We start from the raw sequence: 24477 nt of genomic DNA on the forward strand, positions 1-24477 counted from the left end.
TCATGCTCCGCTACGCACTCTACGACATCCGCGCTTCTATTCTCTCGACCGACCGTTTCTTCTTCGGCGTGGCACTGCCCATCGTCTTCTTCCTGCTCTTTGGCGCGATGCAGGACTACTCCTCCCAGCCGATGGGTGACGGCAACGTAGCAGCGTACGTCATGATTGGCATGGCGCTGTACGGCGCCGTGCAGAACACCGTGGCGATTAGCGGTAGCACCGTCACCGAGCTCTCCAGCGGCTGGAACCGCCAGCTGGCGCTGACCCCGCTGACTACCGGCAAGTACCTGGGCGCGAAGGCGCTGACCGCCCTGGTGATTTCTGCGGTGCCGGTGATTGCGGTGAACATTGTGGGCATGTTCACCGGTGTCGAGATCCCTGTGAACCAGCAGCTTGCCGCTGGCGCGCTGACGGTGCTGTGCGGTCTGGTGTTCGCCTTCTACGGCATCATGATGGGTCTGCTGATTCGTAACGAGAACGCCGTGTCCATTGCGAACGGTCTGCTGGTGATTATGAGCTTCTTCGGTACCGTGTTCTCCCCGCTGAGCACCGACCTGCTGAAGTACGCCCGCTTCACCCCGCTGTACGGTGCCGCTGAGATTGCCCGCTACCCCTTCAGCGCAGGTCAGACCATTATTCTGGGTGGTGAGGACTGGTTCGTGACCGAGCCGCTCTGGTACGCAGTGGTGAGCCTGGTTGTGTGGGCGGCTATCTTCCTGGGTGTTTCTGCCCTGCTGATGCGCCGCGCAACCCGCCGCTAAACGCTTCTTCCCGCCGCAGTCTCAAGGGTTCCGTAGTATCAGGGCTCCCGAGGCTGCGGCGGAAGCCGTATCCACTCACACTGCTCCTACTAACACTGCCGCTACTGACACCGCCGCACCGGTGGTATCTGCACCCCTGGCACCTGGACCCCTGGCACCCACACGTTAGGCTAGAACCATGACCGAAACCCACACCCACCCGCAAAACACTGACCAGGCCCGCGCCGTGAGCGAACACCCCCACGCAGAGAACGAGGCGGCACCCTCCGCCGCGCAGCGCACTCTGGGTAAGAACCGCTTCCGCTTCCTCTACCGCGAACGCCGCGGCAGCGTGAACTGGCTGGCGCTGGGCTTCAGCGCCCCGTGGCTGGTGTTTCTGCTCATGCCGCTGGATAGCTTCCTCACCGCCCCGGGGCTGGCGCATGTGCGCTGGACCGGTGTGGCGCTGGTGGCGCTGTTCGCGGTGGTGAACTGCTCAGCGTACGCGGTGCCGTGGCTGGTGCCGGTCGCCTCCACAACGCGCCGAAGCGTCATCTGGACCATGCTGATGGCACTGCCCGTGGCTGGCCTGACGGTACTGCAGGTGGAATCGGCATATATGGTGTTCCTGTCGTTCAGCATGTACTTTGTGGCGTTCTGGGTTTTTGGCACAATCGCCCCGTACCGCCTGCGCTTGGGTGTAGCGGCGACGATTGCCGTGGCCTGCTGGCTAATTTTTATGGTGGGCACCGGCTTTGATGTCAGCGCACACGGCGGTATCGCTCTCTTTATTGGTGCGCCGATGGCAGGCATGCTGGGCTTCTCCTACCTGATTGAGCTCGGCGAACGTGCGGACGTAGCGCGTGCATCCCTGGCGCTCTCCGAGGAACGTGAAGAGATTGCCCGCGACGTGCACGACGTGCTGGGCCACTCCCTGACTGTCATCACCCTCAAAGCGGAGCTGGCGCAGCGCCTGCTGGAGATTGACCCCGCCCGCGCCGGCGCCGAAATGGAGGCGATCGCGCAGCTGTCCCGCGCATCCCTGGCGGAGGTTCGTTCAACCGTGACGCGCCTGCGCGTGCCCGACTTCTCGGGTGAGATTGAGGGTGCGGGTCGTGCCCTGCAGACCGCCGGTATTCGCGCCGAACTGCCGGAGGCGCAGAGCGCGCTCGCGGTGGCCGGTGTGAACGCGAAGCTGTTCTCCTGGGTTCTGCGTGAGGCGGTCACGAATATGGTGCGCCACTCGGGCGCGAACACGGCGCGGGTGCGTTTGAGCGCAACCGGCCTGGACATCCTCGATAACGGCGTGGGTGTGGGCGATGCGCGCGGTAACGGCCTGACGGGTATGGCTCAGCGTGTGGCGGCGTCCGGCGGTAGCGTGGTGATCGAGGCGGCGCCCGAGCAGTGGCTGGCGGAGAACCCTGGCGGTGGGGTGGGTACGCGCATCCGTGTGAGCATGGACGGCGACACCTCACTGCTGTAAATAGGGTGCTGTAGATTGTGGAACTTGGCGCCGCGCCCTGGACGGGGGAGCTACCCGCCCCTGTATGGTGGTGGTAGACAACCTCACGCGGTTGTTCCGCCCGCCGTTATCACCCCGTCTTCGCCCTTTGGGAGGTTCCCATGATTCGTGTTCTGCTCGCTGACGATCAGCAGCTCATCCGTGAGGCTCTTGCCGCTCTGCTGGGTCTGGAGGTTGACCTGGAGATTGTGGGTCAGGTCGGTAGCGGTGACGAGGTGTTGGGCGCTGTCGCTCTGTTGAAGCCGGATGTGGTGCTGCTGGATGTGCAGATGCCCGGCACCCTGCTGACCGACGGCATTGAGGCGGCCGCCGCGATTCGCGACGCGGGCGCGCTGAGCGAGTCGGGTGAGCCGGTGCGTACGCTGATTGTGACGACGTTTGGCCGCCCGGGCTATGTGCGCCGTGCCCTGGAGGCTGGCGCGAGTGGTTTCGTGGTGAAGGATACGGGCGCTCGCCAGTTGGCGGAGGCGATTCGTCGTGTGCATGCGGGGTTGCGTGTGGTGGATCCGTCGTTGGCGGCGGATTCTTTGGTGACGGGTGCTTCTCCGTTGACGGAGCGTGAGGCGCAGGTGCTGCGTGAGGCGGCGTCGGGTGGTACGGCTCAGCAGATTGCGTCGGCGTTGTTTTTGTCGGCGGGTACGGTGCGTAATTATTTGTCGGCGGCGATGGCGAAGACGGGCGCGTCGACTCGTCAGGATGCGGTGCGTATCGCCACGGAGAATGGCTGGCTCTAACTCGCTGCTTCTCAATAATTCGGGCGGGGGAGCGATGATGCTTCCTCGCCTCAGTTTTTCGCCTTCACTTTCTCCTAACCGGTACCTATCCCTGCACTCGGGGCGGCTCCTGCGCGAACACGGTAGAATGGTAGTGTCTATGCCCGCAGGCGCCCCGCACCCGTTTCTTCCCGAGACCGACGGTGTCGCGCTTGGAAGCGGGCACCATTTTCGCCCTGTGCCCGCCCGCACCCGCCGTATCACGTACGCGGCGCATCCTGAGTGTTTGGCGGGGTACATGATTCGAAGGAAAACTTGTGGCTCTAACTATCGGCATTGTTGGCCTGCCTAACGTGGGCAAGTCCACCCTGTTCAACGCTCTGACCGGCAACACCGTGCTGGCGGCTAACTACCCGTTCGCGACCATTGACCCGAACGTGGGCGTGGTGAGCCTGCCGGATGCGCGTCTGAACCGTCTGGCTGAGATTTTTGGTTCGGAGCGTATTCTGCCTGCGACTGTTTCGTTCGTTGATATTGCGGGTATTGTGAAGGGCGCTTCTGAGGGTGAGGGCCTGGGTAACAAGTTCCTCGCGAACATTCGTGAGGCGCACGCTATCGCCCAGGTGGTGCGTGCGTTTGATGACCCGGACGTCATTCACGTGGACGGCAAGGTAGACCCCGCCTCCGACATGGAGACCATTAACACTGAGCTGATTCTGGCTGACCTGCAGACCCTGGAGAACGCTATTCCGCGCCTGGAGAAGGCCGTGAAGATTAAGAAGGGTGACGCCGCTCAGCTGGAGACCTACAAGACCGCGCAGAAGATCCTGGAGGATGGTGACACCATCATTTCTCGTGCGAAGGATGCGAAGCTGGAGCTGGCTCACCTGAAGGAGCTGAACCTGCTGACTGCTAAGCCGTTCATTTACGTGTTCAACGCGGATGAGGGCATTCTGGCGTCTGAGGAGAAGCAGCAGGAGCTGCGTGACATGGTGGCGCCGGCTGAGGCTGTGTTCTTGGATGCGAAGCTGGAGGCTGATCTGGTGGAGCTGTCTGAGGAGGAGGCTCGCGAGATGCTGGAGATGAACGGTCAGGATGAGTCCGGCCTGGACCAGCTGGCTCGCGTGGGCTTCTCGACCCTGGGCCTGCAGACTTACCTGACTGCTGGCCCGAAGGAGGCTCGCGCCTGGACTATTTATAAGGGTGATACTGCGCCGCAGGCTGCTGGCGTGATTCACTCTGATTTTGAGCGCGGCTTCATTAAGGCTGAGGTTGTGTCTTTCAAGGACCTGGATGAGGCTGGCTCCATGGCGGAGGCGAAGGCTCGCGGTAAGGTCCGTATGGAGGGCAAGGACTACATCATGCAGGACGGCGACGTAGTCGAGTTCCGCTTCAACGTCTAAATCTGACGGGTCGATAGGACTTTGAGAATCCGGTGACGGAGGGATGACGAAATTCATCTCACTGTCACCGGATTTTTTGTACCCTGTAAGTGCAAGCTGAATTTGTAATAATTCTCAAATCAGGAGATATAGGAGGCGAATACGTCTGTAAATAAAGAAACAAATGAAGAGAATAACGAACCCATTGCACCGAAGACCTCCAGGCGCTCATGCTTGTGACAAGTCTTCTGGTCTACGTTGACGAGAATGAACGAAATTCTGATTTTTCAACGTCTAAGAATAAGAAAGGATAAGAAATGCTCGAATGGTGGGAATCTCTTTTAGCTAAATGGTCCTGGGACGACCCGATGCTTCTTATTGCCATGGTGTCCCTTGTAATCAGTGTAATCGCTGTTGTGCTCTCGGCGATAGGATTGAGACGAACAAAACGTGACAGCGAGTCGCAAGCCGAACAAGCAAAACGTGACAGCGAGTTGAACAAGGATCGTGCGTTAGTTTCTCAACGCCAGCGACGCGATAGTCTACCGGAGACTATTGAGCGAGCCTCAGACCCCTCGTATCTGGAGAGATTATGGGAGGAGATTAGTGAGTATAAGAAAGAGGACCGGGATTTCCTTCTCGCTCATCTTCGCGCTAATCCTGCTCTTCCGCTTCCTGGAACGTCCACGAAGGTGCAAGATAATCTGACTGATGCTGTTGTGAGCCGTTATGTCGATGGGTTTGAGGATCGCTATGCAGAACGTGATGGAGACCAACCCTATCCCGGATTGCTCGAATTCATTGAGGAAGCAATAAGACAGGGCGCAAAGATTGAGGACTCGCGTATCGTCGCGCTTGTTACGGGACCGACTGCAGAAAAACAAGGCCCAGGTCATCTCTTCTATCAGGATCTGGTTCTTGCTCTTCCCCAAACAACGGGCCCTCTTCTTGAAGCGGTTGAGAGGATTGATTCTAGTGCTCCCAATGGGCTTAAACTGAATGTTCTGACAGGTACCCTCCTGGCAGTCAAAGATTTGGAACTGAGGTGCCAAGACGGGAGGTTGTCTGAGGGAGAGGTAAGGGCGCTAAAATATAGAATTGCTATAGCTCTCGCTTCTCTGCTATATCAAGGTGCCCTACGCTCGTTTGATGAGTGGGAATTTGAAGGATCGACCGAGCGCATGACTGCTACAGTCGCCTGGCTTATCAGAGCGGTTGGTTGGGTTGCCGATGTTGATGAGCTTCAATCGACGTGGATGATTGAGAATCTAGCTTCCGTAATTGAATCAGGTCGTATAAGGGACTGGGGAATTGATGGTGATGATGTCCATCAGGGATTCGATTGGATTAGTGAAAAGCGTCCCGATTTGTGGAAAACCTACGGAGATAGGTTAGAAGCGGCTGCTACGGAAATTGGGCCGTGGAAGGGGAATTCTCCTCGTAGACTATCGCTTCCCCCGAAACATTGATATACGCCGTGACGTGGTGGAGTTCCGCTTCAACGTCTAAGTCTGACGGGTCGATAGGACTTTGAAAATTCGGTGACGGAGGGATGACGAAATTCATCTCACTGTCACCGGATTTTCTGTACCCTTAGATCGTAATGTCAACCGCTAATTGAAATTTATGTAGGGATTACAGAAATATCGCCTAGATGAAATTCTGTTTTAGCTTGATTATTTTATTTGGAGGATAGAATGAATGAATCTCCATTTCCTTTTGCTAAAAAGGGTGAATGGGACGGTTATTGGTGGCTGCCCGAAAATCCTGATAACAAGGTTGCAGGAACCCTTATTTACGATGGCAAGGGGGGGGTCTGAGCCTCAAATTAGATAATTATTTTGATGGATATAATCCTGATGAGCTTGGGGATATACGTAAAGATGAGCATGGGAATCTATTTCGAGTCGTTACGAGTAAAGACTATTTAATTTCGTATGATGTGATTTATGGTGTCGCTGATGGAATAAATATTACCATCATGGATGCAATGGATAAGAGCCCTTTGAGGCCTCGGGGGCGAATTGATAAAAATTATATAAGTAATTGTAGAATCAGTGCGGAGAAGCTGATTCTAGGGAAACATCTAGAAAATGAGGAGAATAAAGTATTTAATGGTCTTAGGGTGTCTGTTGATAACTTGGGGTGCTGGGATTCTCTTGAAGATGGTCAAAAATTTAAATTTAGCGCTTTAGGTAAAAGTGTTGAAATCTGCGGTTTCGGTAGCTCTGAAAAACCCAATCAAAGAGGCCCGTTTTGTCAGATAATTTCAGGGGAAGTTTTTTCGTTGCATGAAGCTCTGGAGGAAGTTAAGGTTATCCAGAATTTCATTTCTTTCGTTGTTAATCAATTCTCAGACATTGTCTGGATGCAGCTTCAGGTTGGTAATGAATTCCTGGATCTTCTTTTCTTGCCGGTTAAGATTGGGGCGGGAACTGAGGTGGCTCGTGGTAAGTTTAGCGCTGAACTTATCTCTAATGCATTCCCTATTGATATATCCCTCTCGAAGTGGTTCGAATTGGCAAATCGGGCTCAGGCAGCTATTAGCATGGTTATCGTGATGCAATTCGAGAAGATGCCATTTGTTGAAAATGACCTCTTGACGGTGACTATGACTGCAGAAGTTTTACATCGCAACCTTAAGCTTGGTGGGAGGCCTTATGATAATAAGGAATTTAAGCTGATGAGAGAGAAATTATTAGAAGTTGCACCAGATGGGTATAAAGAAATGATTAAGTCATCCATACGTAATGAACTGACCCTCCGGCAGAGACTGGTTGGCCTTGCGGATTTTGTGGGTGAAGATTTGATTTCAGCTCTTATTCCTGACGTTGAATATTGGGCAAAAGAGGCTACAAAAGCCCGAAATTACCTTACACACGAGGGGAAAGTCAAGAACCAGTCGGTCGAAGAGTTAATTGCTATAGTGGATGTGACGAAGGCTGTGGTCGTGTTGAGTGTTATGCGATATATAGGTGTATCAGATGAATATCAAAAAATAATCGTTAGTCGTCATCGTCAATTTATTAAAGCAGTTTGCACGCCCGGGAATGGCTCACGCCTCCGCCGGAAAAAATAACTGAGGAAAAACAAAACAATACTGATGCATGATGACGTGGTCGAGTTCCGCTTCAACGTTTAGGAGGTAAGAAATGATAGTCGACTGGTGGCATTCCCTTGTAACTAAATGGTCGTGGGATGACCCGATGCTTCTCTTGGCTTTAGCATCCTTTGTGGCCGCTGCATTTATCCCCATTGTTCTATGGAGGATGGGAGCGAAACAGGCAAAACGTGATAGCGAATTGCAAGCCAAAATCCTCGCTCGTCAAACCTTAGTTTCTCAACTCCAACGACGCGATGCGCTACTGGGGATTGTTACTCAATCCTCAGACGCCAGGTATCTGGAGGTGTTATGGAAAGAGATTTGTGAGTACAAGGAAGAAGACCGGGACTTCCTCCTCGCCCATCTCCGCGCCAATCCTGCTCTTGCGCTTCCTGGAACGTCCACCGGTGCGAAAGTGCAAGATAACCTGACTGATGCCGCTGTGAGCAATTATATTGACGGGCTTGAGCGTCGTTATGCAGAAAGAAACGGGTGTCGACCCTATCCTGGATTGCTCGAATTCATTGGGGAAGTAACAAGACAGGGCTTAAAGATTGAGGTTTCGAGTATCGTTGCACTTGTTACGGGACCGACTGCAGAAAAGCAACGTCCAGGTCACTCCTTCTACCGGAAGCTGGTTCTTGCTCTTCCCCAAGCAACGGCTCCTCTTCTTGATGCGGTTGGGAGTATTAATCCTCGGGCTCCTGGCGGTCTTAAATTGAATGTTCTGACAGGTGCCCTTCTCGCGGTCAAAGACTTGGAAATGGGACGCCGGGGCCCCACATTGAACGCGGATGAGCTGGGGAAGCTACAGGTAGGGATTGCGGATGCTCTCGCCTATCTGCTGCATCGAGATGTCCTACGCTCGTTTGACCGGTGGGAAATTAAAGGCTCGACCGACAGCGTTACTGCTACAGCTGCTTGGCTCATCAGAGCGGTTGGATGGGTCGCCGATGTCGATAGCCATCTAGCGATGCGGATGATTCAAAACCTAGCTTTCGCAATTGAATCAGTGCCTAAATCGGACCGCATAGGGGGATGGGGAATTGATGACGTCGATGTCCGTCAGGGGTTCGAATGGATGAGTGAAAAGTGCCCCAAATTGTGGGAAGTTTACGGGGAAGGACTGGAATCGGCTGCCACGGAAATTGGGCCGTGGAAGGAGGAACTCTCCTCGTAGGGTACCCCTTTCCCTGAAACGCTGATTTACGTCGTGACGTAGTGGAGTTCCGCTTCAACGTCTAAGCGATAAAACCATAAAGAAAGCGGGCCCCGCACTGTGAATACACAGTGCGGGGCTCCGCCCTATTAACCCTCGCGCGCTGCACAAGGCAGCCGCCGGGTATAAGCCTTATTGACCGGGATTAGTGGTCAGCACCAACCATAACGTTGGAAGCCTTAATCACTGCGTAAGCAGTCTCGCCAACCTTCAGACCCAGCTCCTTGATGGACTCGTTGGTGATGGAAGCAGAGATAACAACCTCCGGAGCGATCTCAATCTTAACGATGCCGTTAGTCGCACCCTCAGTAATCTCAACAACCTTGCCAGCGAACTGGTTACGTGCAGAAAGCTTCATGAAGCCGTGCCTTTCGTTCATAAAAACCTATAAATGCTCTATGTACTTTACATGCCGCAGCCGCTCAGAAGCACCTTCCAACCAAAATATTACGCACAAACCAGGCAAATTTTATTTTGGGCTTTCTCGATATCTCGCACGGACACCCCACACGAACACCTTGAGCCACGAAAACAAACCGGGTAAACCAGGAATAAAACCCCACCTCGGGCACGTTAGACGTATATAAGGAAACAACAAACCACCCAGATCCATGGAGGGTTCCATGACCATCGCCTGGAAGAAGATCGCGGAACGTTGGGATAGCAAGGAGCCCGTTCCGGCGCGTTCGGAGCTGACCAACTGGGGTAAGTTCTAGGGTAAATGCTCCAACCCGGTAGAGAAACCTCAGATGCAGTGGAGCCCGCACTGTGAAGGTGCAGTGCGAGACTCCGCTTTATTCTTGTTGGCTTCTTCTGAAGAATCTGACGGGTGCACCTTCTTACCTGAAACCATAGGATGACAAGACGGAAAGCCGTCTTCCGAAGCGGTCGTCTGCAGTGTTGCGGTGACTCTTATCTGGCGGGATATACGGCAATGGTGCGCTACCTATCTATATGTTTGTGATGGATTGTTACGCGCACAAGAAGACCTTTTTTTGAACTAAGTGATGCACTGCATAAAATAAAGTTATGACGAAACCCCAGTTGGTGGCGTCTAACTATTAGCACGGCAAATATGACGGGTAGCAAAACTAGTCAGATCAGTTAGTGAAGAAAGCTGATTGTGGATGCCACCGAGGGCACCTTGACTACATTGCTTACTGCATCGTGCATAACCGTTATTAACCATCTCGGATTTTTACGAAAGAGGCTCCAAATGAGCAACAACGCTATCCCCCAGACCGCAAAGCAGCGCGAGCACAACGAGAACAAGGCTGAAGAGACCAAGGAACCCCGCGGCCCCCTCCAGACCGAGCACGGTGTTACCACCATTGATGAGGGCGTCGTCGCAAAGATTGCTGGCATGGCAGCTCGTGAAATCCCCGGCGTCTACGACATGGGCAACGCTGTCCGCCGTGCGTTCAACGCAGTGACCGACCGTATCCCCAACGCTCAGACCAACGTTGCTGGCGGCATTAGCGTCCAGAAGGGTGAGACCCAGGCAGCTGTCGAGGTTACCGTAGTCGTCGAGTACGGTGTCTCCATCGTCGAGGTTGCCGACGCAATTCGTCGCAACGTTATCGAGCAGATCGAGGGCACCACCGGTCTCGAGGTTGTTGAAGTCAACATCAACGTTACCGACGTTCACCTGCCCGAGGACGACTCTGACAAGTCCGAGGACACCGACCTCAAGTAACCCGCATCCAACGCCTTAATCTAAGGAGTTCTTATGAAGACAACGCACCTGGCCCTCCTGGTGGGCCTGTTCCTTGGAGCCGTTCTTGCCTTCGGTTCTTTCGGAACGTTCGTTCTGGTAGCCCTGTGTGGCTTTGCCGGATGGGCCGTAGGCCTCTGCCTGGAGGGCCGGGTCGATGTCCGAAGCCTCCTGGACGGGCGAAAGAAGTGACGATGGTGACCGCGAACCAGCGTGCAAACACGCAGCTAAGTGCTTCCCAGGAAGAACGTTCTTCCTGGGAGCACCGCGGCACCACAACCATCCCCGCGCGACTCGTTGCAAAGATTGCAGCTGAGGCTGCAAACGAAAGTGCCAACGTTGGCTCAAATGCTGGAGGCGTACTGGGAATTGGTACCCGCCACAACTTCGACTCGCGCCCTGAAGCCCAGTGTGAACTCTACGGCCAGGTAGCAGTCCTGCACCTGGACATCGGACTGGTCTTCCCCGCACCTTTGTCCCCCATCCTCGAAAATCTGCGCGCACACGTGCGTAACCGCGTTGAGTACCTCACGGGGCTTAGCGTGGGCAAGATTAACATCGAGATATCCTGGCTCAATCCGAGCAGCCACGTTAGGAAGAGCCTTAAATGAGTACACCTGTTCCGAAACTAATTCGTCGTCCCTCGCGAAGCATCCCTAGCATCCTGTTGGCTCTTGTGTTGCTCGCACTGGGGGGACTGGTGGTTTGGCTTGCGGTTCACCGAATGGTGAACGGAGCCTGGCCTGAGTCTATGGTGGGTACCCTTACCGCTATTGGTTCTACCACTCTTGGCTCCGTCACGGCTATTATCTTCGCCATCATCCTGGCGGTGTTCGGTCTGGCTATGATCATTGGCGCTGTGCTGCCTGGAGTCCCGGATCGTGTGGAAATTTTCCCCGACGATATTCCCGGTCAGACTGTCGCAAAGCGCCGAGACTTGGCTAACCTCATTCAGACCCAGGTTGAGCAGATTGACGGCGTCCATTCCGCTATCGTTACAGCTAACGGCTCCCGCGTAGACGTTGTTGTCCATAGCGTCTTGGACGACCTCGGCCCCGTGCGTGAAGCTGCACGGAAGAAGACTGACGAAGTCCTAAAGATGCTCGCACCCGTGGGTATTGCACGTAGTCGCGTGCGGATTAAGCATATTAGCTAAAGGAGATACGAATATGCGTTCAGTTTCTGGTGTTTTGAACAGAACTGTCCTGGCCACCTTTGGGCTTCTCCTTGTAGTAGTGTCCTTTTGGCTTTTAGCTTCGGGTCTCAATGCTGGTCAGGCTTGGCCGGAAATTGCACCTTTCCTGGCCTCTGCACAGGACCCGGTAGCTAGCTTTATCGGACCCATGGTACACACGCCGTGGTTCCTGCCTGTAGTAGCACTGGTATCAGTACTTATTGTCGTTGTCGGCTTGTTCATGCTGGTTGCACAGGTTCCCCGTAAAGCTGCTGCCTCCCCTTTGAAGTTTAGTGGTTCTGAGGGTGTGCTGATGGCTACTTTGGCACCTGAGGTTCTGGCGCAGGCTTTGACTGAGCGTGCTCAGGAAGTCCCTGGTGTGGAAAAGTGCGCTGTCTGGGCTACTGGCTCCCCGAAGAGCCTGTGGGTTCAGGCAGAGGCTACTGTCTCTCAGGGATGTGAGGTTGAGTGGGCTATTGCTGAACTCAAGAACCGACTCAATAATGATGTGGCAGTATCTTTCGGCGCGAGCCCCAAGCAGATTGACGTTCTAGTACGGCTGGAGCGTTCCTCGAAGTCACGTAATGTCTCCGAATCTGTAACTGGCCATCATGCACCCGAAATCACGGGAGAGAGCATTGGCGCATAAACCTCAGAGCAAGGTGGTGCCGGAACCTCAATCCCATCAGTACCCCACCGCGCAGCTGAGCGCTTTGTCTGAAGCAACGCAGGACGAGGACAGATACCTTGTTCTGCGTGCTCAGGACGGAGATATTGACGCCTTTGAGAAGCTTGTTGAGCGTTATCAAGGGCGTCTTTTCCGCTCTGCATATATGATTGTTCGGAACCGTCAGGACAGCGAGGATATTGTTCAGGATACCCTCGTCCAGGCTTGGCGTAGCCTTCACCTAGTTCGGGAACCGGCAGCTTTTCGTGGCTGGATTATGCAGATTTGCACTAATAAAGCTACTAGTATGGTGCGTAAGCGTCAGCGTCGTGCCACGGATCCTTATGATGCGGAAGGACTCGAAGGTGTGAGCGCTGCGGCTGAGATGACGTCGAGCAGTACCGCTGACCCGGCTGATTCCAGTGAAGTTAATGCGCAGATTCAGGCCCTTGCCAATCTTTTGGCATCCGTGGAACCTGAACTGCGTGTAGTATGGATTCTTCGAGAAATCGATGAGATGTCATACGAAGAGATTGCCAAGACACTGAACCTGACAGTTTCGACCGTCCGTGGGAGGCTGGCACGAGCCCGTTCTCTCGTCATACGCCTGATGAAGGAGTGGGCTTGAGTAACGCCAAAAACCTCTCAAATAAGGTCCGACACTCAGCAGCGTCGGCAAAATCACTCTTGCACTCGCACGAGCAGGACGACGCGGACACCCAGGAATATCTGAGTCTCATCGCCTCCCTCCACGAGGAATGGGACCGGCTAGAGGCTATGGGAAGTACTTCGGTTATGCCGCGGCCCCGCTCCATAATGGACGCTATTATCGCTGAGACTCGTCACGGTGCTCAGGTGGAAATGCCCGATACGGATTTGGGTCCCTACAGCATGTCTGAGTTTTCATTGCGAGCGCTCATTAGGCGAGCCGTTGATTCGGTGCCCGGTGCACGTTCCTTGCGTTCTTCTTTTGAGCATGCACCTTCAAGCGAAGAGCATCGCGGTCTGGGGGTTCCGGAGGTTGTATCCTGCCGAGTCTCGGCTCACGGTGCCGTTGAAAGCCTACCGCAGCTGGCCCAGCAAGTCCGCGAAGCCGTCCGCGAAGCCTGCTATGAGAACCTGGGAGTCTCCCCGACAGTCAACGTACATATCGAGGATATTCATCATGACGACTAACTTCTCTGCCGCCGAGCTACTTCGGCTGGTCATTGCCGTTCCCGGAGTACGAGGAATCGAACCTGGGCTGGGTAGCACCCTGAAAGTAATCGGTAGCCGCATGATGCAGGCCCGATTTGGCGTAATCGTTGAATCAGGCTCGAGCCAAGCTACTATTGAGGTCGGCATTGACGGATCCAGGCCGGTCAAAGATATCGTACGAGATATCCAAGAGACTGTCATTCGTTCGCTGTCTCAATCGCAACAACACGACGAAGAGCATTCAAACTCTAAAACCTTAGAGTCAATCAGTAGCGATGACGATAATACCCCGCAGGTTAGGGTGAGGGTCCAGTCCCTCCTGTAGGGGGTTCTACCTCAGAAAGCAACGGAGCCCCGCACTGTACACACAGTGCGGGGCTCCGCTTTATTAACCCTCGCGCGCCACACAAGGCAGCCGCCCGGGCATAAGTCTTATTGACCGGCACGCCCCGAACCCACCCCAAAAAACCGACAAAAACCAGCCCCACACATGCGGTTCACACCCGCCAAATGATATAGTCAGCACGAACGCGAGAATCCTTGCAACCCACCACCGTCGCACCCCCACCCTGGCTGACGCGCGCCCACACGCCGCAGCACCACCGCCCAACGCCGCGGTAACTAGGTGCAGGGGAGCGGCGCATCCGCACAGACAGAAGAAGGAACCATGAGCGAAAACCCCAACGAAATCGAAGCACCCGCCTGCCCCGAATGCAGCGAAAACTACACCTACGAAATGGGCGAACTCTGGGCATGCCCCATGTGCGGCCACGAGTGGGAACGCACCGCAGCAGGCGAAACCGAAGAAGAAGCAGGCACCAAGGTTCTCGACTCCGTCGGTAATGAGCTCGTCGACGGCGATTCCGTCACCATCGTCAAGGGCTTGAAGGTCAAGGGCGGCGCAGATATCAAGGCTGGCACCAAGGTGCGCGGCATCCGCCTGCTCGAATCCCCCGTCAACGGCCACGACATTGAGGCGAAGGTCCCCGGCGCAGGCCAGATGTACCTGAAGTCCTCCGTCGTCAAGAAGGCATAAGCGAAGGCGATATAAGCCAAGAAGACGTAACGCCTCCTGCGAGGCGCAGAAAAGGCGGCACCTCCCGCACTAGCTCATGCTAGGGGAGGTGCCGTCTTTTGCTTTATAAAAATTGCTTAGGTTTTAAAAGAAAATTGACGAATATTTCTTTACTTTTTACCGGTCAAGCCCATGTACAGGGAAATGGTCAGCATTGCGGCAATAATTGAGATAATCCAGCGAATCCAGTCAATGCCGCGAGTGTCTGCAACACCCAGCTGAGTCGCTGCCCAGGTACCGATAGCTGCACCGACAGCGCCGCAGATAATGGTCCAAAGAATCGAAATGTTCTGGCGGCCTCGCATAAAGAAGCGTGCAAGTGCACCAATAATTGCGCCGGTAATAATGGTGCCAATAAAAGTACCCATTGTAATCTCCTTGGGTTTATATATCTGCCACTGTGGCAGATAGTATGTTGTTTTCAATTATACGTAAATATGATGTAAGAAGAGCTTATGTGAGCTTTTATTAAGCTAAAAGCACCTTAGTGTTTTATCTCTAAAACGCTAAGGTGCTTTTCTCATCATTGAGATGAGTGTCGAATGTATCGAATGGTGAATGTATTGACTACTTCGACTTACGCCAGATCTTCAGCGCGCTACAAATCAGCGGCAACTGCAAGGGCAAGCGACCGTATGCAATAGCCTTACGCTGAGCGGACTGTTTGCGCGCATCCAGAGCCATCTGAATATTCGCGGGGAACACCGCAATGAACAGCAGCGCGGCCAACAGACCACCGGCACGGCGGGTCTTATCGCTCGACAACAGGGCAGCGGTACCCAGCTCAGCCACACCGGAACCGTGCGTGTACGCATGCGGAGGGCCCGGCAGGTACTTCGGAATAATCGAATCGAAGGGCTTGGGGATAATGAAGTGCAGCGCGCCCATCACGGCAAGACCGCGGGCCATACGAGTCGCCGAACGCTCGGCGCTGTACTCTTTCTTCTTAAAAATGCTCATGCCCCCAGTATCCTCCCCAACGCCGAGGATGCCGTGAGCCCGCGCGGCGAGTCTCGAAAATATCCACCGTCGGAAGGGGAAGCACAGAAGCCACCGCAACCGGGCGAGGTCCAAATCCAACCCCTCAAGAGGAAAAGACCCGTCAAACAGGGTATGATGTGAAGCATGGCACCGCGTGCGGTACCGACCGACGAGCGGCTCCCCACGAGCCGACGCCGATCAGGACGGACCGGGTGCACCATACCAAAAATCAAAGGAGTAACCCCATGAAGAAGATTCTGTTCATCGCAGCACTCGCAGGCGCCGCATTCTTCATCTACAAGAAGAAGGCAGCCTAAGGTATCTCGCCCCGCAGGGCGTAATAATCCTAAGCATAAGAAGCCCGCCCCTCGAAACATTCGAGGGGCGGGCTTCGTCGTATCCGCAGAATTTACGGACGGAGCGGTGAACCTACTCGCCGCTGGGCGGAACCTCGCCGCTCATCACGACCTTATTCTGAGAAGAGCTCCACGTGAACGTAGCCGTCGTGCGGCCGCTCGCGTTGGCGGGGCTCTCATCGTCCTTCATATAGCGGTAGGTCACGCTAATCGAATTATCGGCGGTACGGGTAATGGAGGGCGAGAACGAGTAGGGCTCGTAGGTTGCCGTACCAATAAACTTGCCGTAGTGGAAGAGCAGGATGTGGTGGGCCATCGAGGAGATGCAGCACTCATCCGGGGAGGAGCCCGGAATCGCGTCAATCCAGGACAGCTCGGCGCAGGGATCAAAACCCTCGTACGTGCGGGAAACGTTCGTCCACTGGTTCCACTTGCTCTTGTTCTTCATATCGCTCAGAGCCTTCGAGACCGTGGACGAAGCCGACACGTTGGAGCAGCTGGAGCTCTTCTTATCGCCCGAGGAGTCAGACTTCGCGGGAACGGTCGTAACGCTCGGCTCGGGGTTCACCGTAATCGTCACCACCGAGGGAGCCGGGGCGGGCGAAGACGCAGAGGCGGAGGCAGAAGCGGAAGGGCTCGCCGAAGCCGTGGGGAAGATAGCCGAGGCGGCGCTCGAGGAGGAGCTCGGCGAAGCCGAAGCGGATGCGCTCGCCGAGGCGGACGAAGACACAACGGTACCGGAAAGCGCCGAATCGGTGCTTGCCGAGCAGGACGAGACGGCCAGGGCCACGGCCGCGCCCAGGGCGGGCAGGGATAGAGCGGAGCGGGTCAAACGCATGGGGACTCCTCGCGCGATGCGGCGGCGCATCGCAAGCTGATGTATGTGAACAGTGAACTCGTCCAGTATAGAGAAAAAGACGCATTGACGTGGTGCGGGGCGTCAGCGCCGTTCATTACCGTAGCCTTTTTCCATTGCCGGTAGGCGGCAGAAAACCGGTTAGCAGACCTTATCGTCGGTCAGGTAGTGCACCAGCCAGGCGCGCCTCGCCGTCGCAATACGTGCCGTAACCCGCGGAAAAACCCACAGACTAATCGCGCCCTGAGCCCACAAAGTCAGCGAAAACAGCAACGGTTGGAACGCAATATCGCGCGGATCCACGCCGGGGTTGAGAAGGCGCGCGAGCGCATCCGCCAGGAACAATGAAGGGAACATGAGCGACATCAGCACCGTACCCAGCACCCAGCCCGGACCGAAACAGAGCAGAACCCAGCGGGCACTCATCCGCAGGTTCTTGCGGTGCGCCCAGCGGAACTGCCAGCCGCGCAGACGGTACGGATAAATCACGCCCAGAATCGAGCCCAGGGACACCACAATAGCCGGCACCACAAAGAAGGACAGGGACATCATGAGGGTGGGGGTCAGGTGCTTGTCCTGACTGTGCAGAATCAGCGCCAGCAGAGTGCCAGAAACACCCGTGATCAGGCCGATTGCAATAGCCTTCGTGCGCACGAACAGGTGCAGGGCGTGCGGGTCGCTACTGCGCAACGCACGCAGCGCATGCTCCTCGTCGTGACCCATCAGGTTTGTGGAGGTTACGTCCGCAACCATCCAGCCGACCATCACCAGCGCAAAACCGGCCGGGCCCCTAAACTCGCTAAACAGCCACGAACGCCAGGCTTCCGGGAGCAGGTACCAGCAGATTGCCGCCAGCAGGGCGTTACACATGAGCGTCTGCGTTTCCACCGGGAAAGGGCGAGTGAACATGCGGCGCAGCTCAGCGCGCACACTCGGACGGTACGTATTCTGCGGATCAACGAGGGCACGACCCTCCACCCGCTGACGGCGCAGGTTCTGACGGAGTGCCCTGAAATTCGTCACGGGATGCGCCAGCGGCGTAAGGCGGGAAGATACGTGCCTCAAAATGCTCACCTGCCCATTGTAGAGGTGTCGCTGAGGCGAATCGGCATAGCAGAAAATCAGCTATGCGGAAACTCTGCCCGCTAGTGCCTGTGTCCCCTTGCACACCCGCCCTATCCGGGGGACAATGAAGGCATGGCTGAAGTAACTCTACAGAACGAACTCGTAATCCACACCAACGGCGACCTGCCCGCAGTCGGCGCAAAGCTGCCCGAATTCTCGGTTCTCGCGGCTGATCTCTCCGAGATTTCCTCCGCAGACTTCGCAGGTAAGAACCTGGTGCTGAACATCTTCCCCTCCGTCGACACCAGTGTTTGCGCAACCAGCGTCCGCACTTTCAACAAGCAGGCTGCAGGCCTGGAGAACACCGTCGTGCTGTGCGTCTCCAACGACCTGCCCTTCGCAATCGGCCGCTTCTGCGCAGCCGAGGGCATTGAAAACGTCGTCACCTCCTCCGCTTTCCGCTCCTCCTTCGGTGAGGACTTCGGCGTGAAGCTGATTGACGGCCCCCTGGCGGGTCTGCTGGCACGCTCCGTGGTCGTCGTGAACCCCGCCGGTGAGGTTGTCTACACCGAGCTGGTTCCCGAGACCACCAACGAGCCCAACTACGAAGCAGCCCTCGCCGCCATCAAGTAGTTTCCGTTTCGTTCGCCTCGCGAATGAGCAATTGATTCTCAACGCCCCGGCGCGCATACCCCTGGTTTGCGCCCGGGGTGCTTTAAAATAGTGATAACCGCCGCGCGATTATTTCTCTCGCGCGGTGCACGACACAACAGATACGAACGCTACACCGCACGAGTACGGTCTCACCCCACACATGCGGCTGGCGACAGCATTACGCTCCGCCCACCCGATATCACGGGTGGGCGGAGCGTTTTAACGATGCATTAGGCAGAGTGCGAAGGGCCGGTATGCCCCCCCGGTACCTAGCGCGTCTGCTCGGAGCCGCCGTCGTGGTCGGCCACAAGCATGTGCTCGGGCAGGGTACCGCGACGCTTTTGCACCGCGTAGCGAGCCACCAGCAGGCTTAGGTAGACGACCATGGACACCACAAGCATGGACTGCGGGGCAATCAGCAGGCCCGCGGCCGCGGCCACCAGCGCGATGACGGCGGTCAGACGGTCCTTCGATTCGCGGTACGCATCCACGGTCAGGATCGCGAAGAGCGCAGTCATCACAAAACCCAGACCCTTCAGCTCGCTCAGGAAGCTGACGCCCAGCACGTAGCCCAGCAGGGTACCGCAGATGACGGACACCTGCATGCCCGCGTGAATCCACAGGATGCGGGAGCCGCGCAGCGTGTGGCGGTCGGGGCCGCTATTGAGGACGTACGCCTCGTCGGTGAGCGTGTACACGCTGTAGAACTTCGCGAGAGGATGGCGCACCCGCTCAATCGGGTAGGACAGGCCGTACATGAGGTGACGCGAATTCACGAGCAGAGTCATGAGCGCAATCGACACCAGCGAAGCGTGCAGAGACATCATGTCCAGCAGCACGAACTCCACGGAACCGGCGAAGACAATGCCCGGCAGGACGACCGCCAGCCACATCGGGAAGCCGTAGCTGTGAATCACCACGCCCAGGCCGATACCCACGAAGAACAGGCCCGCCATGACCACGCCGGCGGTGCGCATCGCCTCGGCAAAACCGCTCACGCGTGGCTGCTGGGAGTCCGAAGAGTCTTTGGGTGCCTCGACCACGGGAATAACGCCGGTCAGCGGAAGGGCGGAGGCGATCACCTGATCCACCTGCTCCGGGCTTGCCTGGCGGGGTTCCGCCCGCTGCTGGCTCGTCTGTTGCTGCGCGCTACGGTCGGGCGCGGTGCGGTGGACCGACTCGACGATGGGGGCGGAGGCATCCGCCGGGTGACGCTGAGAATCCTGAGATGAAGTCATGACGCCCCCTAGAAAACCCAGTTAGCCAGCACAACGCAGGTGACGGTACCCGCCACCATGCTCAGCACCATATTCTTACGCCACAGGTGCACACCCACAGTCACAACCAGACCCGCCAGGTACGGTGCCGCCGTGGTGAACGAGGAGTAATCAATCTTCGCCACCGCGTAGATGGCCAGCAGGGCCACCGCGCCGAGCGGAATCCAATGGCTGAGTGCATCGAGCAGCTCGGAGCCGGCGAGCGCCTTCTTCAAACCGAAAGGCAGAAGACGCAGCATAAAAGTAATACCTGCAGCAACGAACACCGCAGTCAAAATATATCCGGCAGTAACTTCGCCGTTCATGAGGGTTGTCTCTTTCTGCACCACTCAGAAAACCCCGGAGGCGAAAGACACACGGTCGAACGGTTAAAGTCTTCAAAGCAACCGCCGAGAGCCGGGTCTGCCCGAGGAAACGGGGGAGTAGTGCGATAGGTACGTGAATAGATGAAAGCCGCGAACAACGAGGCGGAGGGACGTTCCTCCCGCATGAGACTAGTTTTCGGCGCGGGTAGTTGCGCGCGGCAGTAGTTCTCGTGCGTGACCTCGGGTGATGCCGCTCCCGGTGCGGTGTTACTCCGGGGCGGCACAGCGTTCTGCGTCGCTGGTTTCCTTAGCGGTATCTTTCATCTGCATGTGGTACCTCAAATCTGTGGGCGGCGGCTCACGAGATGGCGCCTGGAAAGGCGAATCGCGGCCGGTTCCGCGTGAAACAGGAAAGAGAAGGGCGGGCCGAATAGGCGGCTCGCACTTTTTATATTAACGGTTTTCCGAGCCGCCGCGTAACACCCCGGCGGAACCCCCATTATCCTCGGAAGCGGACCCCGTTACTTCGCTTGTCTTCTGCTCCGAGCGGGCAGGCAGGGTGCCGCGGCGCCTCGCCACCGGGAAACGCGCCAACAGCAACACCACATACGAACCCAACGCCACCACCAGGAACGAGGAAGGCGCAAAAATCAGCGCAATCGCGGCCGAAACCGCAACGAAGAGCGCCGTCACGTGATCCGGGTTAGCGCGGTAGCCGTCCATCGCAAGAACCGTGAAGATAGCCACCATCACGAAGTCCACGCCCTTCAGGTCGTTTAGGAAGCTCGCGCCGAGTACGTATCCGAGCACCACGCTCAGAATCCACGACACGTAAATCAGCGTGTTAACCCACAGGATGCGGGCGCCGGAACGCTCGTTACGGTCGGGCCCCGAATTGACGGCGAAGGCCTCATCGCAGAGAGTGTGAACCGCCAGGGTCTTAGCCCCGAGACCCTTTACCCTGTGCAGAGGGAAGGAGAGGCCGTACACCAGGTGGCGAGCATTCACGAGGAACACGGTCAAAGCAATCGAGGCAACCGACGCGCCACCGCTGACCATGCCCACCATCAGAAACTCCACCGAACCGGCAAAAACTAGGGCAGATAGCAGCGGCGCAGTCCAAATCGGCAGGCCGTGCGCGTTGAGGATAATACCCAAACCCAAACCCAGCACAGCGATACCGAGCATCACCACGGAAGAATCCGCAACAGCCAAGCGGAAATCATGCTGCGAGCCTGCGCCCTTAAATCGAGTGCTCTGACGCTGAGCGCCCCGAAGCTTGGGAGTCTGTGCCATAAGTGGGTTCCTCGTATGCGTTACGTTCTACGAAATGCCTCGTCTGCCTGCAGACGGGCAAAGATAACGCCCGCCGCGGCTTTCCAGTGTATAGGAGCCAGCGGTTGACCGACGAGAAAAAGAGTCCGGGAATAAAATAATGAGAAACACGCTTATAGTGAATGACGCTAAACAACGCGGTACTGAATAACCTAGCGACCGTGCAGACAACCCGAAAGGAACCTCAATGACCGAGCAGAACAACGCTGAGCAGAGCAACACCGTGCAGACTGCAGAAGAGCAGAAGAAGGTGTACTCGCGCCAGCAGGAACGCCGCGAACTCGACAACTACCGCCAGACCAAGATTGAGCGCATCGACCGCTTGCGCTACCGTGCCTACGGTGCCAACGGCGCAACCCTCGACTTCGGTGTGGGCGAGGGCCTGCTGACCCCCGTCGAGCTGCTGCTCGCCGCGATTGCCGGCTGCTCCTCCGTGGATGTGGACGCCGGCACCTCCCGCCGCTCCACCCCCGAGGTATTCGAGGTGCTCGCCTCGGCGCTGAAGCAGACCGAGGACGGTGCGGTTCGCCTCGACGACGTTGAGGTGGACTTTGACGTGCGCTTCCCCGAGGACGAGCAGGGCGCCAAGGCCCAGAAGATGGTGGACCGCCTGATTCAGCTCAGCGAGCAGAAGGACTGCACCGTCTCCCGCACCGTGGAGCACCCCACGAACGTTTCTTTCCACAACCTGGCGAACTAGAAAGGCTAGACGGACTAAACGCCCGGAGAGATAGCCTGACTTGAGGCCCTCCCGTGCCGCTCGTGATGGAGCGGCTCGGGAGGGTTTTTCTGTGTTTTTGTGGGTTTGGGGTGGAAAAGAGCCCGGAAAGCGGGTAGGATTGACCCTCAGATTAGGAAAACTTACGGTACGTAAGAAATCCTTAAGATTGAAGAATTTCTTGACCCAGGCACAAACCTTCGGCAGCCGCATCGACGGCAGGGATAGACTGGACAGCCCACAATCCCCCTAGCAAACGCACGAAGCAATAGCCTCAGAAAGAAGACCTGACATGGCACAGCCTACAGAGACTTCCGGCGCTGCATCGGAAGCCACCCCCGCAGAGGGTGAACTGAAGCGAGGCCTCTCCGCCCGACACATGCAGATGATCGCAATCGGCGGCGCAATCGGCACCGGCCTCTTCGTCGCCTCCGGTAAGACCATCTCCACCGCGGGCCCCGGTGGCGCAATCCTCGCCTACGCCCTCATCGGCGTCATGGTGCTCTTCCTCATGCAGTCCCTCGGCGAGATGGCCGCGCACCTGCCCGTGCCCGGCGCCTTCCAGACCTACGCCGCGCGCTACGTGTCCCCATCCTTCGGCTTCGCCATGGGCTGGAACTACTGGTTCAACTGGGCGATTACCGTGGCCGCCGAGCTCGTCGCGGTCGGTGAGGTGATGAGGTATTGGTTGCCGGACGTGCCCTCCTGGGTGTGGGCGGCAGGATTCCTCGTGCTACTGACCGGCATCAACGCCCTCTCGGCACGCTCCTACGGTGAGAGCGAGTTCTGGCTGGCCACCATCAAGGTCGTCACCGTGGTCGTCTTCCTCATCGCCGGTATCGCCATGATTTTCGGCATCCTGGGCGGTAGCTCCCCGGGCGTTTCCAACTGGACCGTGGGCGAGGCACCCTTCGTGGGCGGTGCCCCCGCCGTGCTCGCCATCTTCATGGTCGCAGGCTTCTCCTTCCAGGGCACCGAGATGATCGGTGTGGCAGCGGGCGAGTCTAAGAACCCCCGCCGCGACGTGCCCCGCGCGCTCACCAGCGTGTTCTGGCGCATCATGCTCTTCTACATCGGCGCGATGGTCGTCATCGGCTTCCTGATTCCCTACACCGACCCGAACCTGCTGACCGCAGCGGACGGCAACGTGAACATCTCCCCGTTCACCCTCATCTTTGAGCGCGCGGGCATCGCCTTCGCGGCGGCCGTCATGAACGCCGTGATTCTCTCCGCCGTGCTTTCGGCGGGTAACTCCGGCCTGTACGTCTCGGCTCGTATGCTCTTTTCCCTGGCGCAGGAGGGCAAGGCACCGAAGATGTTCACCCGCATCAACTCCGGCGGCGTGCCCATGAACGCGCTGCTGGCAACCGCAGCTATCGGCGCGGTCGGCTTCATCGCCGCGCTGCTCTCGCCGGATGGTGCGTACCTGTGGCTCGTGAACGTGTCGGGTCTGGCGGGCTTCATCACCTGGGTGGGCATCGCCGTGGCGCACTACCGCTTCCGCCGCGCCTACCTGAAGCAGGGCCACAGCCTCAAGGAGCTGCCGTACGTGGCGCCGTTCTTCCCCGTGGGCCCGATCATTGCGTTCCTCATGTGCCTGGTCGTGATTGGCGGCCAGAACTACGAGGCCATCATCAGTGGCGACTGGTTTGGCGTTCTGAGCTCCTACATTGGCCTGCCCGTCGTGGCGGCCGTGTGGCTGGGCCACCGCATCGTGACCCGTGACCGCCTGATTCCGCTGGAAGAAATGGACGTGAGCGGCCTCGAGGTTAAGGCTTCGAAGTAACGCGAACGATTGCGTCAGCTGATTGAATGAGCTGATACGTGAAGAGCCGCCGGTTCCCCCTGACCGAGGGGAGCCGGCGGCTCTTTGCTATCTGCAGTTTATTCCGCACGGGAGAGCTAGGCTGTAAGCCCTGCAGCTCTTAGGAGTGGCGGCGCGAGCGCAGAACGCTCAAACCCAGACCCGCACAAATCGCGGCAACGCCAATGCCAACAATCATGCCAACGCTGGATGCGCCGGTGTTCGCCAGGGTAGCCTTCTTGGGGCTGCTCTCCTGAGCCAGATGATCCTTAGCGGGGCTGTCCTTTGCCGGGCCGTCCTTAGCCGGAGTGTCCATAGCCGAGCGGGCGGCGGTCACCGGAGCCTCCTGAGCTGGCTTGCTCTGAGCAGGTTTATTCTTGGGATGCGCCACGGTTGCGTCCTCCAGCTTGTCAGCGTTGGGGGTCTTATCGGCAACCGGTGCTTCCGGCAGCGCAGGAACCGTCGGTGCGTCAGTGGGGTTTACACCGATAGTTGCTTCGGGCAGGGGCGCCACGGTGGGCGCATCGGTCGGGTTCACACCGATAGTTGCTTCAGGCAGGGGCGCCACGGTCGGCGCATAGGTCGGGTTAACGCCAACGGTTGCTTCCGGCAGGGGCGCC

Annotated in this window: 28 protein-coding genes and 1 pseudogene; 20 read left to right on the forward strand and 9 right to left on the reverse strand. The window is 57.1% G+C overall.

Features of this window, described 5'->3' with window-relative positions:
• Positions 1 to 2: 2 nt before the first annotated feature.
• From HMPREF2674_RS01420 to HMPREF2674_RS01450, 8 genes are all read left to right on the forward strand, one after another.
• Positions 3 to 761, forward strand: a complete 759-nt coding sequence (locus HMPREF2674_RS01420; protein ID WP_005508459.1) for an ABC transporter permease — start codon at positions 3 to 5, stop codon at positions 759 to 761.
• A gap of 178 nt (positions 762 to 939) precedes the next feature.
• Positions 940 to 2223, forward strand: coding sequence for a sensor histidine kinase (locus HMPREF2674_RS01425; protein WP_070824611.1), 1284 nt, complete (start codon positions 940 to 942; stop codon positions 2221 to 2223).
• A 140-nt stretch (positions 2224 to 2363) separates the two neighbouring features.
• The gene (locus HMPREF2674_RS01430) at positions 2364 to 2996 is read left to right on the forward strand and encodes a response regulator transcription factor (RefSeq protein WP_049343349.1); all 633 of its coding nucleotides are present in this window, start codon (positions 2364 to 2366) and stop codon (positions 2994 to 2996) included.
• A 296-nt stretch (positions 2997 to 3292) separates the two neighbouring features.
• The gene (ychF, locus tag HMPREF2674_RS01435; protein ID WP_049346490.1) at positions 3293 to 4378 is read left to right on the forward strand and encodes a redox-regulated ATPase YchF; all 1086 of its coding nucleotides are present in this window, start codon (positions 3293 to 3295) and stop codon (positions 4376 to 4378) included.
• 296 nt (positions 4379 to 4674) lie between these two features.
• Positions 4675 to 5826, forward strand: a complete 1152-nt coding sequence (locus HMPREF2674_RS09045) for a hypothetical protein (RefSeq protein WP_246826141.1) — start codon at positions 4675 to 4677, stop codon at positions 5824 to 5826.
• A 228-nt stretch (positions 5827 to 6054) separates the two neighbouring features.
• Positions 6055 to 6177: an ApeA N-terminal domain 1-containing protein gene (locus tag HMPREF2674_RS09640; RefSeq protein WP_168168035.1), complete on the forward strand. Its 123-nt coding sequence runs from the start codon at positions 6055 to 6057 to the stop codon at positions 6175 to 6177.
• The gene (locus tag HMPREF2674_RS01445) at positions 6174 to 7436 is read left to right on the forward strand and encodes a HEPN domain-containing protein (RefSeq protein ID WP_371441251.1); all 1263 of its coding nucleotides are present in this window, start codon (positions 6174 to 6176) and stop codon (positions 7434 to 7436) included. The genes HMPREF2674_RS09640 and HMPREF2674_RS01445 overlap by 4 nt, the downstream gene beginning before the upstream one ends.
• Before the next feature lie 73 nt (positions 7437 to 7509).
• The gene (locus HMPREF2674_RS01450; protein ID WP_246826142.1) at positions 7510 to 8640 is read left to right on the forward strand and encodes a hypothetical protein; all 1131 of its coding nucleotides are present in this window, start codon (positions 7510 to 7512) and stop codon (positions 8638 to 8640) included.
• 184 nt (positions 8641 to 8824) lie between these two features.
• Here HMPREF2674_RS01450 and HMPREF2674_RS01455 read toward each other — a convergent pair whose 3' ends face one another.
• Positions 8825 to 9037, reverse strand: a complete 213-nt coding sequence (locus tag HMPREF2674_RS01455) for a TOBE domain-containing protein (RefSeq protein ID WP_005505155.1) — start codon at positions 9035 to 9037, stop codon at positions 8825 to 8827.
• Between the two features lie 858 nt (positions 9038 to 9895).
• Between HMPREF2674_RS01455 and HMPREF2674_RS01460 the strand changes: the two genes are divergently transcribed.
• From HMPREF2674_RS01460 to HMPREF2674_RS01490, 9 genes are all read left to right on the forward strand, one after another.
• Positions 9896 to 10375, forward strand: coding sequence for an Asp23/Gls24 family envelope stress response protein (locus HMPREF2674_RS01460; protein WP_070824614.1), 480 nt, complete (start codon positions 9896 to 9898; stop codon positions 10373 to 10375).
• Between the two features lie 33 nt (positions 10376 to 10408).
• Complete coding sequence (locus HMPREF2674_RS09365) at positions 10409 to 10585, forward strand: hypothetical protein (RefSeq protein ID WP_044142321.1); 177 nt, start codon at positions 10409 to 10411, stop codon at positions 10583 to 10585.
• A 2-nt stretch (positions 10586 to 10587) separates the two neighbouring features.
• Positions 10588 to 11004 (forward strand): Asp23/Gls24 family envelope stress response protein, encoded by a 417-nt coding sequence (locus tag HMPREF2674_RS01465; protein WP_049338128.1) that lies wholly within the window; start codon positions 10588 to 10590, stop codon positions 11002 to 11004.
• Between the two features lie 140 nt (positions 11005 to 11144).
• A complete protein-coding gene (locus HMPREF2674_RS01470) occupies positions 11145 to 11549 on the forward strand; it encodes a DUF6286 domain-containing protein (RefSeq protein WP_246826143.1) in 405 nt (134 codons plus the stop codon).
• A 331-nt stretch (positions 11550 to 11880) separates the two neighbouring features.
• A complete protein-coding gene (locus tag HMPREF2674_RS09490; RefSeq protein WP_246826144.1) occupies positions 11881 to 12216 on the forward strand; it encodes a hypothetical protein in 336 nt (111 codons plus the stop codon).
• The gene (locus HMPREF2674_RS01480) at positions 12206 to 12862 is read left to right on the forward strand and encodes an RNA polymerase sigma factor (RefSeq protein ID WP_246826145.1); all 657 of its coding nucleotides are present in this window, start codon (positions 12206 to 12208) and stop codon (positions 12860 to 12862) included. The genes HMPREF2674_RS09490 and HMPREF2674_RS01480 overlap by 11 nt, the downstream gene beginning before the upstream one ends.
• Positions 12859 to 13410, forward strand: a complete 552-nt coding sequence (locus tag HMPREF2674_RS09050; RefSeq protein ID WP_084824407.1) for an Asp23/Gls24 family envelope stress response protein — start codon at positions 12859 to 12861, stop codon at positions 13408 to 13410. Before HMPREF2674_RS01480 ends, HMPREF2674_RS09050 begins: the two co-directional genes overlap by 4 nt.
• Entirely contained in the window at positions 13400 to 13756 is a 357-nt protein-coding gene (locus HMPREF2674_RS01485) for a transcriptional regulator (RefSeq protein ID WP_070824616.1), read from the forward strand. Before HMPREF2674_RS09050 ends, HMPREF2674_RS01485 begins: the two co-directional genes overlap by 11 nt.
• A 342-nt stretch (positions 13757 to 14098) precedes the next feature.
• Entirely contained in the window at positions 14099 to 14467 is a 369-nt protein-coding gene (locus tag HMPREF2674_RS01490; RefSeq protein ID WP_070824617.1) for a zinc ribbon domain-containing protein YjdM, read from the forward strand.
• Between the two features lie 149 nt (positions 14468 to 14616).
• Here the strand turns inward: HMPREF2674_RS01490 and HMPREF2674_RS01495 are convergent, their stop codons facing one another.
• The 4 genes from HMPREF2674_RS01495 to HMPREF2674_RS01515 form a co-directional block, all read right to left on the reverse strand.
• Positions 14617 to 14874, reverse strand: coding sequence for a GlsB/YeaQ/YmgE family stress response membrane protein (locus HMPREF2674_RS01495; protein WP_049358631.1), 258 nt, complete (start codon positions 14872 to 14874; stop codon positions 14617 to 14619).
• A gap of 199 nt (positions 14875 to 15073) precedes the next feature.
• Entirely contained in the window at positions 15074 to 15466 is a 393-nt protein-coding gene (locus tag HMPREF2674_RS01500) for a DoxX family protein (RefSeq protein ID WP_070824618.1), read from the reverse strand.
• 450 nt (positions 15467 to 15916) lie between these two features.
• The gene (locus HMPREF2674_RS01510; RefSeq protein WP_084824408.1) at positions 15917 to 16681 is read right to left on the reverse strand and encodes an LppP/LprE family lipoprotein; all 765 of its coding nucleotides are present in this window, start codon (positions 16679 to 16681) and stop codon (positions 15917 to 15919) included.
• A gap of 159 nt (positions 16682 to 16840) precedes the next feature.
• Entirely contained in the window at positions 16841 to 17722 is an 882-nt protein-coding gene (locus HMPREF2674_RS01515) for a hypothetical protein (RefSeq protein ID WP_141761775.1), read from the reverse strand.
• Positions 17723 to 17896: 174 nt separating this feature from the next.
• On the opposite strand from HMPREF2674_RS01515, the gene tpx reads away from it, so the two are divergent.
• Positions 17897 to 18397, forward strand: coding sequence for a thiol peroxidase (tpx, locus tag HMPREF2674_RS01520; protein ID WP_012903128.1), 501 nt, complete (start codon positions 17897 to 17899; stop codon positions 18395 to 18397).
• A 290-nt stretch (positions 18398 to 18687) separates the two neighbouring features.
• On the opposite strand, the gene HMPREF2674_RS01525 is transcribed toward tpx, so the two are convergent.
• From HMPREF2674_RS01525 to HMPREF2674_RS01535, 3 genes are all read right to left on the reverse strand, one after another.
• The gene (locus tag HMPREF2674_RS01525) at positions 18688 to 19656 is read right to left on the reverse strand and encodes an AzlC family ABC transporter permease (protein WP_070824621.1); all 969 of its coding nucleotides are present in this window, start codon (positions 19654 to 19656) and stop codon (positions 18688 to 18690) included.
• An 8-nt stretch (positions 19657 to 19664) separates the two neighbouring features.
• On the reverse strand, positions 19665 to 20000 hold the full coding sequence (locus HMPREF2674_RS01530; RefSeq protein ID WP_049343862.1) for a branched-chain amino acid transporter permease: 336 nt from the start codon (positions 19998 to 20000) through the stop codon (positions 19665 to 19667).
• Positions 20001 to 20453: 453 nt separating this feature from the next.
• Entirely contained in the window at positions 20454 to 21296 is an 843-nt protein-coding gene (locus tag HMPREF2674_RS01535; RefSeq protein ID WP_070824622.1) for an AzlC family ABC transporter permease, read from the reverse strand.
• Positions 21297 to 21522: 226 nt separating this feature from the next.
• Between HMPREF2674_RS01535 and HMPREF2674_RS01540 the strand changes: the two genes are divergently transcribed.
• Positions 21523 to 22035 (forward strand): OsmC family protein, encoded by a 513-nt coding sequence (locus HMPREF2674_RS01540; RefSeq protein WP_210400114.1) that lies wholly within the window; start codon positions 21523 to 21525, stop codon positions 22033 to 22035.
• A gap of 310 nt (positions 22036 to 22345) precedes the next feature.
• Positions 22346 to 23839, forward strand: coding sequence for an amino acid permease (locus HMPREF2674_RS01545; protein ID WP_070824623.1), 1494 nt, complete (start codon positions 22346 to 22348; stop codon positions 23837 to 23839).
• A 139-nt stretch (positions 23840 to 23978) separates the two neighbouring features.
• On the opposite strand, the pseudogene HMPREF2674_RS01550 reads toward HMPREF2674_RS01545, so the two are convergent.
• Positions 23979 to 24477: pseudogene (locus tag HMPREF2674_RS01550) on the reverse strand (hypothetical protein); the annotation flags it as partial.

The sequence above is a fragment of the Rothia sp. HMSC062F03 genome (genome assembly GCF_001836905.1).
Taxonomy (GTDB): domain Bacteria; phylum Actinomycetota; class Actinomycetes; order Actinomycetales; family Micrococcaceae; genus Rothia; species Rothia mucilaginosa_A.